The sequence below is a fragment of the Pseudomonas sp. OF001 genome (assembly GCF_904426495.1).
Lineage (GTDB): Bacteria > Pseudomonadota > Gammaproteobacteria > Pseudomonadales > Pseudomonadaceae > Geopseudomonas.
The window spans coordinates 269797-284020 of sequence record NZ_CAJGBM010000001.1; the positions used below are offsets into that span (position 1 = coordinate 269797).

At 70.7% G+C, this 14224-nt stretch carries 15 protein-coding genes and 1 tRNA gene; 7 read left to right on the forward strand and 9 right to left on the reverse strand.

All coding sequences use genetic code 11. The features are described 5' to 3' along the window. Positions 1-8 precede the first annotated feature (8 nt). Positions 9-461 (reverse strand): DMT family transporter, encoded by a 453-nt coding sequence (locus RA210_RS01150; RefSeq protein WP_201485133.1) that lies wholly within the window; start codon positions 459-461, stop codon positions 9-11. 132 nt (positions 462-593) lie between these two features. Between RA210_RS01150 and fdnG the strand changes: the two genes are divergently transcribed. The 7 genes from fdnG (at position 594) to RA210_RS01185 (ending at position 9927) form a co-directional block, all read left to right on the forward strand. Then, a complete protein-coding gene (gene fdnG / locus RA210_RS01155; RefSeq protein ID WP_201485134.1) occupies positions 594-3665 on the forward strand; it encodes a formate dehydrogenase-N subunit alpha in 3072 nt (1023 codons plus the stop codon). 1 nt (position 3666) lies between these two features. Then, the gene (fdxH, locus tag RA210_RS01160) at positions 3667-4593 is read left to right on the forward strand and encodes a formate dehydrogenase subunit beta (protein WP_136489923.1); all 927 of its coding nucleotides are present in this window, start codon (positions 3667-3669) and stop codon (positions 4591-4593) included. A 95-nt stretch (positions 4594-4688) separates the two neighbouring features. Then, on the forward strand, positions 4689-5306 hold the full coding sequence (locus tag RA210_RS01165; protein WP_136489922.1) for a formate dehydrogenase subunit gamma: 618 nt from the start codon (positions 4689-4691) through the stop codon (positions 5304-5306). Between the two features lie 237 nt (positions 5307-5543). Then, the gene (fdhE, locus tag RA210_RS01170) at positions 5544-6467 is read left to right on the forward strand and encodes a formate dehydrogenase accessory protein FdhE (protein WP_201485135.1); all 924 of its coding nucleotides are present in this window, start codon (positions 5544-5546) and stop codon (positions 6465-6467) included. Then, a complete protein-coding gene (gene selA, locus RA210_RS01175; protein WP_201485136.1) occupies positions 6464-7870 on the forward strand; it encodes an L-seryl-tRNA(Sec) selenium transferase in 1407 nt (468 codons plus the stop codon). The genes fdhE and selA overlap by 4 nt, the downstream gene beginning before the upstream one ends. Continuing rightward, positions 7867-9789, forward strand: coding sequence for a selenocysteine-specific translation elongation factor (gene selB, locus RA210_RS01180; RefSeq protein WP_201485137.1), 1923 nt, complete (start codon positions 7867-7869; stop codon positions 9787-9789). Before selA ends, selB begins: the two co-directional genes overlap by 4 nt. A 42-nt stretch (positions 9790-9831) precedes the next feature. Beyond that, positions 9832-9927, forward strand: a tRNA-Sec gene (locus tag RA210_RS01185). A gap of 12 nt (positions 9928-9939) precedes the next feature. On the opposite strand, the gene RA210_RS01190 is transcribed toward RA210_RS01185, so the two are convergent. From RA210_RS01190 to coaE, 8 genes are all read right to left on the reverse strand, one after another. After that, the gene (locus RA210_RS01190; protein WP_201485138.1) at positions 9940-10419 is read right to left on the reverse strand and encodes a glycine cleavage system protein H; all 480 of its coding nucleotides are present in this window, start codon (positions 10417-10419) and stop codon (positions 9940-9942) included. 25 nt (positions 10420-10444) lie between these two features. Continuing rightward, on the reverse strand, positions 10445-10807 hold the full coding sequence (locus RA210_RS01195) for a DsrE family protein (protein ID WP_201485139.1): 363 nt from the start codon (positions 10805-10807) through the stop codon (positions 10445-10447). Between the two features lie 3 nt (positions 10808-10810). After that, positions 10811-11377 (reverse strand): DUF4136 domain-containing protein, encoded by a 567-nt coding sequence (locus tag RA210_RS01200; protein WP_201485140.1) that lies wholly within the window; start codon positions 11375-11377, stop codon positions 10811-10813. Between the two features lie 74 nt (positions 11378-11451). Continuing rightward, entirely contained in the window at positions 11452-12039 is a 588-nt protein-coding gene (locus tag RA210_RS01205) for a DUF4136 domain-containing protein (protein ID WP_201485141.1), read from the reverse strand. Between the two features lie 153 nt (positions 12040-12192). Then, positions 12193-12960, reverse strand: coding sequence for a methyltransferase domain-containing protein (locus RA210_RS01210; protein ID WP_201485142.1), 768 nt, complete (start codon positions 12958-12960; stop codon positions 12193-12195). Then, positions 12957-13262, reverse strand: a complete 306-nt coding sequence (locus RA210_RS01215) for a MazG-like family protein (protein ID WP_136489927.1) — start codon at positions 13260-13262, stop codon at positions 12957-12959. Before RA210_RS01215 ends, RA210_RS01210 begins: the two co-directional genes overlap by 4 nt. A gap of 5 nt (positions 13263-13267) precedes the next feature. Next, positions 13268-13468: a DNA gyrase inhibitor YacG gene (yacG, locus tag RA210_RS01220; protein WP_201485143.1), complete on the reverse strand. Its 201-nt coding sequence runs from the start codon at positions 13466-13468 to the stop codon at positions 13268-13270. Continuing rightward, a complete protein-coding gene (gene coaE, locus RA210_RS01225; protein WP_201485144.1) occupies positions 13468-14076 on the reverse strand; it encodes a dephospho-CoA kinase in 609 nt (202 codons plus the stop codon). Before coaE ends, yacG begins: the two co-directional genes overlap by 1 nt. Positions 14077-14224 lie beyond the last annotated feature (148 nt).

Here is a 14224-nt window from a genome sequence, read left to right on the forward strand (position 1 = left end):
AGACCGGCTCAGCCGCGGCGGATCAGCCACACCCCGGCGACGATCAGCAGCAGTCCGGCGACCTTGCCGAGGGTCAGCGAGGACTGCGGGAAGCCGGCCCAGCCGAAGTGGTCGAGCAGCAGCGCGGCGCTGAGCTGGCCGGCGAGGATCAGCGACATGAACAGCAGGGCGCCGATGCGCGGCGCGGCGAAGGCGGCGCTGACCACGAACAGCACGCCGAGCAGGCCGCCGGTCCAGTGCCACCAGCTCAGCCCGCGGAACGGCGCGATGCCGCTGGGCAGCTCGCGCTGGGCGGCGGTGATGAACAGCAGCGCCAGGCTGCCGACCACGAAGGAGATCAGCGAGGCGGTCAGCACGCTGTCGATGCGCTGCGCCAACTGGCCGTTGACGCCGGCCTGCACGGGCATCATGGCGCCGGAGAGCAGGGGCAGGGCGAGCAGGAACCAGCTGGGCAACGACATGGGGGACTCCGGTGAGCGGGAACGGGGCATAGTATGCCGCAACTGGCGGTGCCCGCCGGCTGGACTATGGTTAAGGCGAAGCGGTCGCCCGGTCCGCCGGCCGACCTTTCCCTGCCTGACGAGGAGCGCACGATGGACATGAACCGTCGGCAATTCTTCAAGGTCTGCGGTGTCGGCCTGGGAGCCTCGAGCCTGGCGGCTCTGGGCATGGCGCCACCAGCGGCCTACGCCGAGACGATCCGCCACTTCAAGCTGGCCAGCACCCGCGAGACGCGCAACACCTGCCCGTACTGCTCGGTCGGCTGCGGCCTGATCATGTACAGCCGCGGTGACGGCGGCAAGAACGTCGTCCAGGAGATCATCCACATCGAGGGCGACGCCGACCACCCGGTCAACCGCGGCACCCTGTGCCCGAAGGGCGCGGGGCTGCTCGACTTCGTGCACAGCCCCAACCGCCTCAGGTACCCCGAGGTGCGCGAGGCCGGCAGCAACGAGTGGAAGCGCATCGGCTGGGACGAGGCGCTGGAGCGCATCGCCCGGCTGATGAAGGATGACCGCGACGCCAACTTCGTCGCGAAGAACGCCGCCGGGCAGACGGTCAACCGCTGGCTGAGCACCGGCTTCCTGGCCGCCTCGGCGTCCTCCAACGAGGCGGGCTACATCACCCACAAGGTGGTGCGTTCGCTGGGCATGCTGGCGTTCGACAACCAGGCGCGTGTCTGACACGGCCCGACGGTGGCAGGTCTTGCCCCGACGTTTGGCCGTGGCGCCATGACCAACCACTGGTCCGACATCAAGAATGCGGACCTGGTGCTGATCATGGGCGGCAACGCCGCCGAAGCCCACCCCTGCGGCTTCAAGTGGGTGACCGAGGCGAAGGCGCACAACAAGGCGCGCCTGATCGTGGTCGACCCGCGCTTCAACCGCTCCGCCTCGGTGGCCGACCTGTACGCGCCGATCCGCACCGGCACGGACATCGCCTTCCTCGGCGGGCTGATCAACTACCTGATCAGCAACGACAAGATCCAGCACGAGTACGTGCGCAACTACACCGACGTGTCCTTCGTGGTGAAGGAAGGCTTCGGCTTCGCGGACGGCCTGTTCAACGGCTACGACGCGGACAGGCGCAGCTATCCGGACAAGTCCGCCTGGGGCTACGAGATCGGCGAGGACGGCTACGCGGTGGTCGACCCGACGCTGAGCCATCCGCGCTGCGTCTACAACCTGCTCAGGCAGCACTACAGCCGCTACACCCCGGAACTGGTCAGCCGCATCTGCGGCACGCCGCAGGACACCATGCTCAAGGTCTGGGAGGCCATCGCCGAGACCTCGGCGCCCGGCAAGGCGATGACCATCATGTATGCGCTGGGCTGGACCCAGCACACGGTGGGCTCGCAGATGATCCGCACCGGCGCCATGGTGCAGCTGCTGCTCGGCAACATCGGCATGCCCGGCGGCGGGATGAACGCCCTGCGCGGTCACTCCAACATCCAGGGCCTGACCGACCTGGGCCTGCTGTCCAACCTGCTGCCCGGCTACCTGACCCTGGCCGGCGACGCCGAGCAGGACTATCCCGCCTACATCGCCAAACGCACGCAGAAGCCACTGCGTCCGGGGCAGCTGTCCTACTGGCAGAACTACGAGAAGTTCCACGTCAGCCTGATGAAGGCCTGGTTCGGCAAGAGCGCCACCGCTGAGAACGACTGGGCCTACGACTGGCTGCCCAAGCTGGACGTGCCCGGCTACGACGTGCTCAAGGTGTTCGACATGATGTTCCAGGGGCAGGTCAACGGCTACTTCTGCCAGGGCTTCAACCCGATCGCCGCCTTCCCCAACAAGGCCAAGGTCGGCGCTGCGCTGGCCAGGCTCAAGTACCTGGTGATCATGGACCCGCTGGTCACCGACACCTCGGAGTTCTGGCGCAACGCCGGCGAGTTCAACGACGTCGACACGGCGAGCATCCAGACCACGGTGTTCCGCCTGCCGACCACCTGCTTCGCCGAGGAGGACGGATCCTTGGTCAACAGCGGGCGCTGGCTGCAGTGGCACTGGAAGGCCGCCGAGCCGCCGGGTGAGGCGCGCACCGACATCGCCATCATGGCCGGGCTGTTCCATCGCCTGCGCGCGCTGTACACGACGGAGGGCGGCGCCTTCCCCGAGCCGATCCTCGGCCTCGACTGGCCCTACCTGCGCCCGGACGAGCCGGGGCCGGACGAGCTGGCCCGCGAGTTCAGCGGCAAGGCGCTGGCCGACGTCGTCGATCCCGCCTCCGGCGCCGTGCTGGCCAGGGCCGGCGAACAGCTGGCGGGTTTTGCCCAACTGCGCGCCGACGGCTCGACCGCCAGCGGCTGCTGGATCTTCAGCGGCAGCTGGACCCAGGCCGGCAACCAGATGGCGCGGCGCGACAACGCCGACCCCTACGGCATGGGCCAGACCCTCGGCTGGGCCTGGGCGTGGCCGGCCAACCGGCGCATCCTCTACAACCGCGCCTCGGCCGCCCCCTCGGGCCAGCCGTGGGACCCGGTGAAGAAGCGCCTGGTGTGGTGGAACGGCAAGAGCTGGGGCGGCACCGACGTGCCCGACTTCAAGGCCGACTCGGCGCCGGAGGAGGGCATGAACCCGTTCATCATGAACCCCGAAGGGGTGGCGCGCCTGTTCGCCGTCGACAAGATGGCCGAGGGGCCGTTCCCCGAGCACTACGAGCCGTTCGAGACGCCGATCGGGCGCAACCCGCTGCACGACAACGCCCAGGCGGTCAGCAACCCGGCGGCACGGGTGTTCAAGAACGACCTGGAGCTGTTCGGCAAGGCGGAGGAATTCCCCTACGCGGCCACCACCTACCGGCTGACCGAGCACTTCCACTACTGGACCAAGCACTGCCGGCTCGCCGCCATCACCCAGCCCGAGCAGTTCGTCGAGATCGGCGAGACTCTGGCCAAGGAGCTGGGCATCAAGGCCGGCGACCGCGTCAGGGTCAGCTCCAACCGCGGCTACATCAAGGCGGTGGCGGTGGTGACCAAGCGCCTGCGGCCGCTGACGGTGGACGGCAGGACCGTGCACCACGTCGGCATCCCGATCCACTGGGGCTTCACCGGGGTGGCGAAGAACGGCTTCATCACCAACACCCTGACCCCCTTCGTCGGCGACGGCAACACGCAGACGCCGGAGTTCAAGTCGTTCCTCGTCAACGTGGAGAAGGTGTGACATGGCCAGCCAGGACATCATCGCCCGTTCCGCCACCACCACGCCGATGCCGCAGGTACGCCAGTCCGGCGAGGTGGCCAAGCTGATCGACACTTCCAAGTGCATCGGCTGCAAGGCCTGCCAGGTCGCCTGCTCGGAGTGGAACGAGCTGCGCGACCAGGTCGGCGGCAACGCCGGCACCTACGACAATCCCAACGACCTCAGCGCCGACTCCTGGACGCTGATGCGCTTCACCGAGTACGAGAACCCCGCCAGCGGCAACCTCGAATGGCTGATCCGCAAGGACGGTTGCATGCACTGCGCCGACCCCGGCTGCCTCAAGGCCTGTCCGAGCCCCGGCGCCATCGTCAAGTACGCCAACGGCATCGTCGACTTCAACCAGGACAAGTGCATCGGCTGCGGCTACTGCATCACCGGCTGCCCGTTCGACATCCCGCGCATCTCGCAGAAGGACCACAAGGCCTACAAGTGCACCCTGTGCAGCGACCGCGTGGCGGTGGGCCTGGAGCCGGCCTGCGTGAAGACCTGCCCGACCGGCGCCATCGTGTTCGGCAGCAAGGAGGACATGCAGGCGCATGCCGCCGAGCGGGTGAAGGACCTCAAGGAACGCGGCTTCGACCAGGCCGGGCTGTACGACCCGGACGGCGTCGGCGGCACCCACGTGATGTACGTGCTGCACCACGCCGACCAGCCGTCGCTGTACGCCGGCCTGCCCGATGCGCCGGTGATCAGCCCGCTGGTCAGCCTGTGGAAGGGCATCACCAAGCCGCTGGCGCTGCTGGCGATGGGCGCCACCGTGCTGGCCGGCTTCTTCCACTACGTGCGGGTCGGCCCGAACAAGGTGGACGAGGAGGAGGACCCCGGCGAGCCGACGGTGCATGAGGTGGATCCGTCGGTGCATGTGGTCGATCCGAACAAGCGGCCCTGAGGCGCTCGCCGCGGGTCGATTCAGCCACGAACCACGCATTCTCCCCTCGCGGGATGAGGGGGCGGCAACCAGGCCGCCGCCTCCGGGAGCCCAGCATGAAACACGAGATCCAGCGCTACACCCCTTCGGAGCGGTCCAACCACTGGGCCGTGGCCATCCTCTTCGTCCTCGCCGGGCTGTCCGGGCTGGCGCTGTTCCATCCGGCGCTGTTCGGGCTGTCCGTGCTGTTCGGCGGCGGCCCGTGGACGCGCATCCTGCATCCCTTCCTCGGCGTGGCCATGTTCGTGCTGTTCTTGGTCATGGCGCTGCGCTTCGCCGGGCATAACCGCCTGACCGCCAACGACCGCCAGTGGCTCGGGCAGATCGGCGACGTGCTGTGCAACCGCGAGGACCGGCTGCCTGAAGTCGGCCGCTACAACGCCGGACAGAAGCTGCTGTTCTGGGTGCTGGTGCTGTGCATGCTGGTGCTGCTGGCCAGCGGCATCGTCATCTGGCGCCAGTACTTCGGCCACCTGTTCGGCATCGAACTGATCCGCCTGGCCGCGCTGGCCCACGCCGCCGCCGCCTTCGTGCTGGTGACCAGCATCATCGTGCACATCTACGCCGCCATCTGGGTCAAGGGCTCGGTGGGCGCCATGCTCACCGGCAAGGTCAGCCGCGCCTGGGCGCGCAAGCACCATCCGGGCTGGCTCAAGGAGATCGGCCGCAAGTAGATCGGCCAGCGGTGCGCACGGCGCACCCTACGGCGGGGCAATCCGCTGCGCAGGGGGCGCCGCGCGCCCAGCGCTGAGCACGAAGCACCCTGCGGTGGGGGTAGGGTGCGCCGTGCGCACCATTCCCAGGCCAACCCTGTCACCATGGCCAATGCCGCAGACGTGCATTCCCGAGTGCAGCGACTACGCTTCCCTTCAGGCCCCGAAAAACCACAACAAGCCCAGAAGGAGTCCTGCGTGTCAGGCACCATTCTCGAGCCCGGCCAGATCGCCGCTGCCGCCAGCAAGCCCGCGTTCCTCCAGTTGCCGCCGCGCCAGTTGTTCGCCCTGCGCGCCGAGCGTCTCGCCCAGCTCGCCGAAGGCCATGCGCTGGGCGACTACCTGCGCCTGCTCGCCGCCGCGTGCCGCGCCCAGCAGCAGGTGCTGGATGCGCCGCCGTGCGTTGCCGCCCCCGATCCGCAGCGCTGCGCCCAGGCCATTGCCCACGGCATGCCGCCGCTGGCTGCCGAGAGTCTGGTGCGCGAGGACGCCTGGCTGGCGCTGCTCGACGCCTGGCTGGCCGCCTTCGTGCCTCCTGAACCGGTCAATCCATCCCTCGCCGCTGCGCTGGAGCAGCTGCGCGGCGCCGACGGCGGCCAGCGCAAGGCCTGGGGCGTGGCGCTGGTCAGCGGCCAGTTCGCCGGCGTGCCGGCCGGCGTGGCGCCCTTCGTCGGTGCCGCCCTGCAACTGGCCTGGAGCCACGGGCTGCTCGGCCTCGACCTGTCCGCCATCGTCGAGGCCGAGGATCAGCAGATCTGTCCGGCCTGCGGTTCGCTGCCGGTGGCCGGGGTGATCCACGGCCACGGCGCGCGCAACGGCCTGCGCTATCTGGTCTGCTCGCTGTGCGCCTGCGAATGGCACTACGTGCGCCTCAAGTGCAGCCACTGCAAGAGCACCAAGCGGCTCGACCATCTGCATCTCGAGCACTCGCCGCACGGCGTGCGTGCCGAGGCCTGTCCGGAGTGCCGCCACTACCTCAAGCAGCTCTACCTGGAGCTGGAGCCGGCCGGCGAGGCGCTGTCCGCCGACCTGGCCAGCCTCGACCTCGATCTGCTGCTGGACGGCGCCGGCTACCTGCGCCAGGCGCCCAACCTGCTGCTGATTCCGGGAGGCGAGGGATGACCGCCCTGCGCCTGCCCTCGGTGGACAGGCTGCTGCGCAGCCCGGCGGTGGAACCGCTGCAGCGCCGCTACGGTCGCGAGGCGCTGCTCGCCACCTTGCGCGACCTGCTCGACGAGCTGCGCGAGCCGGCCCGCCACGGCCAACTGGCGGAAATCGAGCTGAGCGAGGCGGTGCTCGCCGGGCGCGCCGGCGAGCGGCTGGCCGCCCAGCACCGCAGCCGCGTGCGCCGGGTGTTCAACCTCACCGGCACCGTGCTGCACACCAACCTCGGCCGCGCCCTGTTGCCGCAGGCGGCCATCGACGCGCTGGTCGAGGCGGCACGCTACCCGCTCAACCTCGAATACGACCTGGCCAGCGGCCGGCGTGGCGACCGCGACGAGCTGGTCGAAGACCTGCTGCGCGAGCTGACCGGCGCCGAGGCGGTCACCGTGGTCAACAACAACGCCGCCGCCGTGCTGCTGGCGCTGGCCGCCCTCGGCGCGCGTAAGGAAGGCATCATCTCGCGCGGCGAGCTGATCGAGATCGGCGGCGCCTTCCGCATCCCCGACATCATGGCCCGCGCCGGGGTCAAGCTGGTCGAGGTCGGCACCACCAACCGCACCCACGCCAAGGACTACGAGGCGGCCATCGGCCCGCGCTCGGGCCTCTTGATGCGCGTGCACACCAGCAACTACAGCGTGCAGGGCTTCACCGCCAGCGTGGCCACCGGGCAACTGGCAGCCATCGCCCGTGGCCACGGTCTGCCGCTGCTCGAGGATCTGGGCAGCGGCACCCTGGTCGACCTGACCCACTGGGGCCTGCCGGCCGAGCCGACCGTGCAAGAGGCGCTGGCCGCCGGCGCCGATATCGTCACCTTCAGCGGCGACAAGCTGCTCGGCGGCCCGCAGGCGGGGATCATCGTCGGCCGCCGCGAGCTGATCGCGAAGATCAAGAAACACCCGCTCAAGCGCGCCCTGCGCGTCGACAAGCTGACCCTCGCCGCGCTGGAGGCGGTGCTCGGCCTGTACCGCGATCCCGAGCGGCTCGCCGAGCGCCTGCCGACCCTGCGCCTGCTCAGCCGCCCGCAGGACGAGATCCGCGCCCAGGCCGAGCGCCTGGCTCCGCAGCTGCAGGAGGCCCTGGGGCCGAGCTGGCAGGTGAGCGTCGCGGATGCGCTGGGCATGATCGGCAGCGGCGCCCAGCCGGTGGCGCGCCTGCCCAGCGCCGCGCTGTGCCTGCGCCCGCAGCAGCCCAAGCGCCTGCGCGGCCGCGCCCTGCGCCAGCTGGAGGAGGCGCTGCGCCTGCTGCCGCTGCCGGTGATCGGCCGCCTCGACGACGACGCCCTGTGGCTCGACCTGCGCCAGCTCGACGACGAGCCGGCCTTCGGCGAGCAACTGGCGCAGCTGGCCGGAGCCGTATCGTGATCGTCGGCACCGCCGGGCACATCGACCACGGCAAGACCGCGCTGCTGCGCGCGCTGACCGGGACGGCCGGCGACCGCCGCCGCGAGGAACGCGAACGCGGCATCACCATCGACCTCGGCTACAGCTATGCCGATCTGGGCAACGGCGAGCTGACCGGCTTCATCGACGTGCCCGGCCACGAGCGTTTCGTGCACAACATGCTGGCCGGCGCCGGCGGCATCGACTGCGTGCTGCTGGCGGTGGCCGCCGACGACGGGGTGATGCCGCAGACCCGCGAGCACCTGGCCATCGTCACGCTGCTCGGCATTCCCCGCGCGCTGGTGGTGCTGACCAAGATCGATCGGGTCGACGACGCGCGCCTGGTCGAGGTTGCGCAGCAGGTCGGCGAACTGCTGGCCGCGGGACCTTTCGCCGGAGCGCCGCTGCTGCCGGTGTCCAGTGTCAGCGGCGCAGGCCTCGACGCCCTGCGCGCCGCGCTGCTCGGCGAGGCGCGGGCGGTGGCGGCGCGTGCCGCCGACGGCCATTTCCGCCTGGCCATCGACCGCGCCTTCAGCGTCGCCGGCGCCGGCGTGGTGGTCACCGGCACGGCTCTGGCCGGGCGGGTCACGGTCGGCGACGAGCTGCTGCTCAGCCCGAGCGGGCGCCGCGTGCGGGTGCGCGGCCTGCACGCGCAGAACTGCGAGGCGCAGCAGGCCCACGCCGGCCAGCGGGTGGCGCTGAACCTCGCCGGCGAGCGTCTGGCGGTGGAGCTGCTGCATCGCGGCGACTGGCTGCTCGGCGCCGCGCTGCATGCACCGACCACCCGCCTCGACATCGACCTGCGCCTGCTGCTCGGCGAGACGCGCGCGCTGCAGCACTGGACGCCGGTGCACGTGCATCTGGGCGCCAGCGATGTCACCGGCCGGGTCGCCCTGCTCGAGGGCGACAGCCTGGCGCCGGGTGGCCGGGCATTCGCCCAGCTGGTGCTCAACGCACCGTTGCACGCCGTGCACGGCGACGCCCTGGTGCTGCGCGACCAGTCGGCGCAGCGCACCCTGGGCGGCGGGCAGGTGCTCGATCCGCTCGCTCCGGCGCGGGCGCGGCGCACGCCGCAGCGGCTCGCCCAGCTGCACGCGCTGGCTGCGGGCGGCCTGGAGCAGGCGCTGCCGAGCCTGCTGGCGACGGCGCTCAACGGCATCGACCCGCAGGCGCTGGAGCGCCAGTTCAACCGCCCGCGCACGCTGTGGCAGGTGCCGGAGCAGGTGGCGGAGATCGCCACCCGTGGCGGCGTGCGCCTGCTGCCGGCGGCGCGCTGGCAGGCGCTGGGCCAGCGGCTGCAGGCGGCGCTGACGCGCTTCCACGAAGAGCAGCCCGACGAGCTCGGTCCCGACCGTGACCGCCTGCGCCGCTACGCCTTCGCCGAGCTGGAGCGGCCGCTGTTCGTCGCCCTGCTGGAGCAGGCGCTGGCGCACGGCGCAGTGCAGGCCAGCGGCCCCTGGCTGCACCTGCCGGAGCATCGCGTGCAGCTCGCCGCCGCCGACGAGAAGCTGCGCGCCCAGGTCTGGCCGCTGCTGCTGGAGGGCGGCTACGACCCGCCCTGGGTGCGCGAGCTGGCCGCCGAACTGGCGGTGGAGGAGGGCGCCATGCGCCTGCTGCTGCGCAAGCTGGCGCGCCTCGGCCTGCTGCAGCAGGTGGTCAGGGACCTGTTCTATCCGCTGCAGACCCTGCAACAGCTGGCGCAGGTGGTCTTGCAACTGGAGGCGCAGCTGGGGATGATCCGGGTGATCGACTTCCGCGACCGCCTCGGCATCGGCCGCAAGCGCTGCGTGCAGATCCTCGAGCACTTCGACCGCATCGGCCTGACCCGGCGCTGCGGCAACGAGCGCCGGGTGCGTCACGACAACGCGCTGGCGCAGCCGGCCACCGCGGTCGCCGCATGAGTTCGACTGGCATGCCAATCCGGCACGCCGCCCGCGAGACAGGGAAGGCAATCGCGCCCGGTGGCGCGGCCGGGCTTCAAACCCGGTTGGGGACGGCAGCCGTTCCCGGGTGAGTTCGACTCTCACTGCCTTCCGCCACTTTCCGTTCCTTCAGGTTTTCCACTGCAGCGCCTGCACTCCGGGTGCCTGCGGGTCGAAGTTGTCCAGACGCATCTGCTCGGCGAAGGCGGCCAGCGCCGCCGCGCCGCTGACGAAGCTGGAGCGGGCAGCAGGCCAGTCGTCGGGCCTGATACGCACCAGCCAGCCCTCGCCATAGCAGTCGCGGTTGATCAGCGCCGGCTGTTCCTGCACGCGGACATTGCCCTCGACCAGTTCGCCGGCCAGCGGGCTGCGTGCCGAGCTGGCGGCCTTGGCGAACTCGACCACGCCGAAGCTGCGGCCGGCGTCGATGTGCAGGCCGGCGCGCCTGGGGGTGAAGGCGAAGATCTGCCCGTACAGCGCGCAGCCGTAGGCGCTCAGGCCGAGGGTGACGCTGCCATCGGGCTCCTCGCGCAACCACAGGTTGTAGGCCGGGGCGTAGAGCAGTCCGGCGGGGAAGGGCAGGCAGTGCAGGGTGAGTATGTCGTTCATGGGCGCTCCTTGCCGGTCGAGTCGCTCAGAGGGTCAGCACGCGGTCGTATTCGAGGATCATCTGCACCAGCTCGCCGCCGCTGGTGGCCGTCTCGACTTCCTCGATCAGCCGGTACTCGTGCAGCGGCACACCGGGGGCACGGCACATCAGCAGGCGCGCCCCGGCGCTCCTGGCCTGGCGGATGAAGTGGCGCAGCGGCTCGCCGCCGTCGATGGCGTGCAGCGTGTCGGCGATCTCCGCGCGCGCCAGCTGCACGCCCTCGCCGGTGAGGAACAGGGTCACCTCGGCGTCCATGCAGGCCAGCAGGGTGGCGATGTGGAAGGGCGCGGCGCAGCGCATCGGCGTGCTCGGGCCGCTGGCGACCAGGATCAGGATGCGCTGCGCCATGCTTCAGCGCCGCCGCGGCGGGTACTGTTCGAGGATCTTCGCCACCGTTTCGTGGATGGCGGCGCTGCGCTCCTGGGGCGAGCCGGGGTTGCGGCGCACCGTCTGCGCGCCGCTGCCGCGCCAGATCAGCTTGCCGTCCTGGTCGAGGAAGTCCAGCTGCAGGGTGCCGACCTGGTAGTCGAGGGTGCGTACCTCGGTGAAGCCGGGCGAGGCCCACAGCCGGCCATGGTGGTCGGTCATCAGGTCGCTGCCGTAGTAGGTGGCGACCTGCTGCTGGCGGGTGTCGACGATCAGGAACGCCTGCACGCGAAAGTCGGCCGCAGCGCCGGGGGCTGACTGGCGCAGCCCGCGCTGCTCGAGCTGCTGGGCGACCGCGGCACGCACTCGTTGCTCGGTGAGGTCGCTGGTCAGGCGCGGGTCGTTCGGGCGGTACTGCACGGCCGGTTCCTGCCAGTTCCAGGTCTGCAGGGCGGCGAAGTCGCGGTTGGGGTCGTAGTCGCTGTCGACCTGGATGCTCTGGCAGGCGGCCAGGCCGAGCAGGACGGCGAGGAGGAGGGTACGGCGGAACATGGTGATCTCCCGGAGGCAGAAAGGCGCCGGGATTGGCGTCGTACCGATGAGAGTGGTCGCGTCCGGGGCCGCGGTCAAGGCGGCGGGAAGCCGTCCAGCGCCTGGCGCACGGCGCGGCGCAGGGCATCGGCGCTGGCGGCGCCACGGCCGCTCTGCTCGGCTTCGCCGACGGCCTGCCAGACCCGCTCGCCGCTGCGGGCATCGAAGAAGTCCAGCTGCACCTCCTCGACCCGATAGGTGACGGTACGCACCAGCGGGATGGGCATGCCCCCCCAGTAGCCGTAGTGGTGATGGTAGTAACCCAGGCCGGCCCCGAGATAGGGATCGTCGTAGGTCTGACGCTGGCGGATCGCACTGCGCTGGTAGGCGCGCAGGCTGAGGGTGGCCGGGCTCTGCGCGCTCCCCGGGCGCAGGCCGCGCTGGTCGAGTTCGGCGCTGACGATGCCGGCCAGCAGTTCGTCCACCTCTTCGGCCCACTGCCAGTGGCGATACTGGCCGAAGTCGCGCGTCGCCGGCGGATAGCTGCCCGGGTCGGCATGGCGCGCCGTCGCCGGGTCGAGGGGCGCCGGCGGATATGGCTGGTGGCTGGCCGTGTAGGGGTTGCTGGTCTGACAGCCGGCGAGGGCGGCGAGCAGCAGCAGGAGCGGGACGCGGGCGGACATGGCGGCACCTGCGAGTAACGGGGCGATCATTCACAGCTTGCGACGGAAGGTTGCCATTTATCAATGCCCGTGCGCGGCATTGTCCTGCTGGGGCGTCTCGATCCGCCGCCATGTGCCGCTTGGCGGCCGGCTGGGCGAGCCCCGCCGCTGGCATCAGGGCTGCGGTCGGCAGATCCAGTGCAGGTAGCGGCCGAGCCCGGCGAAGGCCGGGTGGCGGCGGTAGGCCAGTTCCATCTCCAGCAGGTCGGTCAGCTCGGCGCGGACCTGGAACTCGGCCGGCATGTAGTCGTGGAACACCCGCACGCCGCTGCGCTGCTCGACGCGGAACCAGTCGTCCAGCTGCACGGCCAGCTCGCGCGGGTCGAGCGGGCGCTGCGGCGTCAGGCTCTGCCCCTCGCCGGCGAAGCGCTCCCTGCGCAGCTTGCGGAAGTGACCCTTGAGCAGATTGCGGTAGATCAGCGCGTCACGGTTGTAGAAGGCCAGCGACAGCCAGCCGTCGGGGGCCGTGAGCTGATGCAGCACCGGCAGGATCGCCGGCGGCTCGGCCAGCCACTCCAGCACCGCATGGCAGAGCACCAGATCGAAGCGGGTATCCAGCTGGCCGAGCAGCTCCTGCCAGGGCGCCTGGATGAAGGTGGCTTGCTGGCCCGCTTCGGCAAAGCGTGCGCGGGCGCCCTCCAGCATCGGTGCGGCGGGCTCGGCCAGGGTCACCGCATGGCCCTGGCCGGCCAGCCACAGGCTCATGTGGCCGAGGCCGGCGCCGACGTCGAGCACCCGCAGCGGCCGCTCGGGCAGCGCCTCCTTGAGGTCGGCCTGCAGTACGGCGAGGCGGATGGCACCCTTGGCGCCGCCGTAGATCTTCTCGGCGAAGCGGGTGGCCAGTTCGTCGAAATGACGGTCCTGCTGTCCGGATTCGCTCATCGCTTGTAGCGCCGTTCGGTGTCGGCCAGCTTGGCGCGCACCACGGCGTCCAGGTCCAGGCCCAGTTCGCCGCACAGCAGCAACAGGTAGAGCACCACGTCGCCGATCTCCTGGCCGGCGTGCTCCAGCTTGTCGCCCGGCAGCCGCCGGGCCTCGTCCTCGCTCAGCCACTGGAAGATCTCCACCAGCTCGGCCATCTCCACGCTGGCGGCCATGGCCAGGTTCTTCGGGCTGTGGAAGCGCCGCCAGTCGTTGTGGTCGCGGATGGCGTGCAGGCGACGGGTCAGTTCCTCGATGTCCATGGGCATCAGTGCCGGCGCCCTTCCAGATCGCCGCTGAACAGCTCGTCTTCCAGATCGTCGCCGGGGATGGCGTGCTCCTCGGCTGCCCAGGCGCCGAGGTCGATCAGCTTGCAGCGCTCGCAGCAGAAGGGGCGGAACGGGTTGTCGGCCGTCCACTCCACCTGCGCAGCGCAGGTCGGGCAGGCGACGGTCAGGGGCTTGTTCATCACTGGCCTCCTCGCAGGGTCAGATAGAAGTCGTGCAGGCGCTCCACCTCGCCGTGCAGCCAGGCCAGGTCGCGGTCGTTGACCAGCACGTCGTGGGCATGGCGCAGGCGCTCCTCGCGGCTGGCCTGGGCCTGCAGGATGGCGCGCACCTGCGCCTTGGGGACACGGTCGCGCTGCACGGTGCGCTCGATCTGCACCTGCTCCGGCACGTCCACCACCAGCACGCGCTGGCTCATCTGCCGCTGCGCGGCGGATTCCACCAGCAGCGGCGAGACCAGGATGGCGTAGGGCGAGCGGGCTTCCTCCAGGGCGTCGCGCATCTCCGCGCGGATCAGCGGATGCAGCAGCTGCTCCAGCCACTGGCGCTCCTCGGGGGCGTCGAAGATCCGCGCGCGCAGCGCCGCGCGGTCCAGCGCGCCATCCTCACGGAGGATCTGTGCGCCGAAGCGGTCGACGATGTGGGTCAGCGCCGGCCGGCCGGGCTCGACCACCCAGCGCGCCGCCTGGTCGGCATCGACCAGGTGCACGCCGAGGCTGGCGAAATGGTCGGCCGCCGCGCTCTTGCCGCTGCCGATGCCGCCGGTCAGGCCGAGAATCCAAGGTTTCATGGGAAAGGAGGTCCGTAGCCGCGATGGCGCATTATCGCCCGGTTGGGCGAAGGGCTCCACTCGGCGAGTGCGGATTGCAGGGAGGGCGCCGTGTGATGGGAACTTGCGCCAGCGAATGGCCACCATGGCGCGCCGCTACGCAGCGGGC

Bases quoted from the DNA above. Each gene is read 5' to 3' on its own strand.
- RA210_RS01150 (WP_201485133.1), bottom strand. From the start codon at position 461: ATGTCGTTGCCCAGCTGGTTCCTGCTCGCCCTGCCCCTGCTCTCCGGC.
- fdxH (WP_136489923.1), top strand. From the start codon at position 3,667: ATGGCCAGCCAGGACATCATCGCCCGTTCCGCCACCACCACGCCGATG.
- RA210_RS01165 (WP_136489922.1), top strand. From the start codon at position 4,689: ATGAAACACGAGATCCAGCGCTACACCCCTTCGGAGCGGTCCAACCAC.
- selA (WP_201485136.1), top strand. From the start codon at position 6,464: ATGACCGCCCTGCGCCTGCCCTCGGTGGACAGGCTGCTGCGCAGCCCG.
- RA210_RS01190 (WP_201485138.1), bottom strand. From the start codon at position 10,419: ATGAACGACATACTCACCCTGCACTGCCTGCCCTTCCCCGCCGGACTG.
- RA210_RS01195 (WP_201485139.1), bottom strand. From the start codon at position 10,807: ATGGCGCAGCGCATCCTGATCCTGGTCGCCAGCGGCCCGAGCACGCCG.
- RA210_RS01200 (WP_201485140.1), bottom strand. From the start codon at position 11,377: ATGTTCCGCCGTACCCTCCTCCTCGCCGTCCTGCTCGGCCTGGCCGCC.
- RA210_RS01205 (WP_201485141.1), bottom strand. From the start codon at position 12,039: ATGTCCGCCCGCGTCCCGCTCCTGCTGCTGCTCGCCGCCCTCGCCGGC.
- RA210_RS01210 (WP_201485142.1), bottom strand. From the start codon at position 12,960: ATGAGCGAATCCGGACAGCAGGACCGTCATTTCGACGAACTGGCCACC.
- RA210_RS01215 (WP_136489927.1), bottom strand. From the start codon at position 13,262: ATGGACATCGAGGAACTGACCCGTCGCCTGCACGCCATCCGCGACCAC.
- yacG (WP_201485143.1), bottom strand. From the start codon at position 13,468: ATGAACAAGCCCCTGACCGTCGCCTGCCCGACCTGCGCTGCGCAGGTG.
- coaE (WP_201485144.1), bottom strand. From the start codon at position 14,076: ATGAAACCTTGGATTCTCGGCCTGACCGGCGGCATCGGCAGCGGCAAG.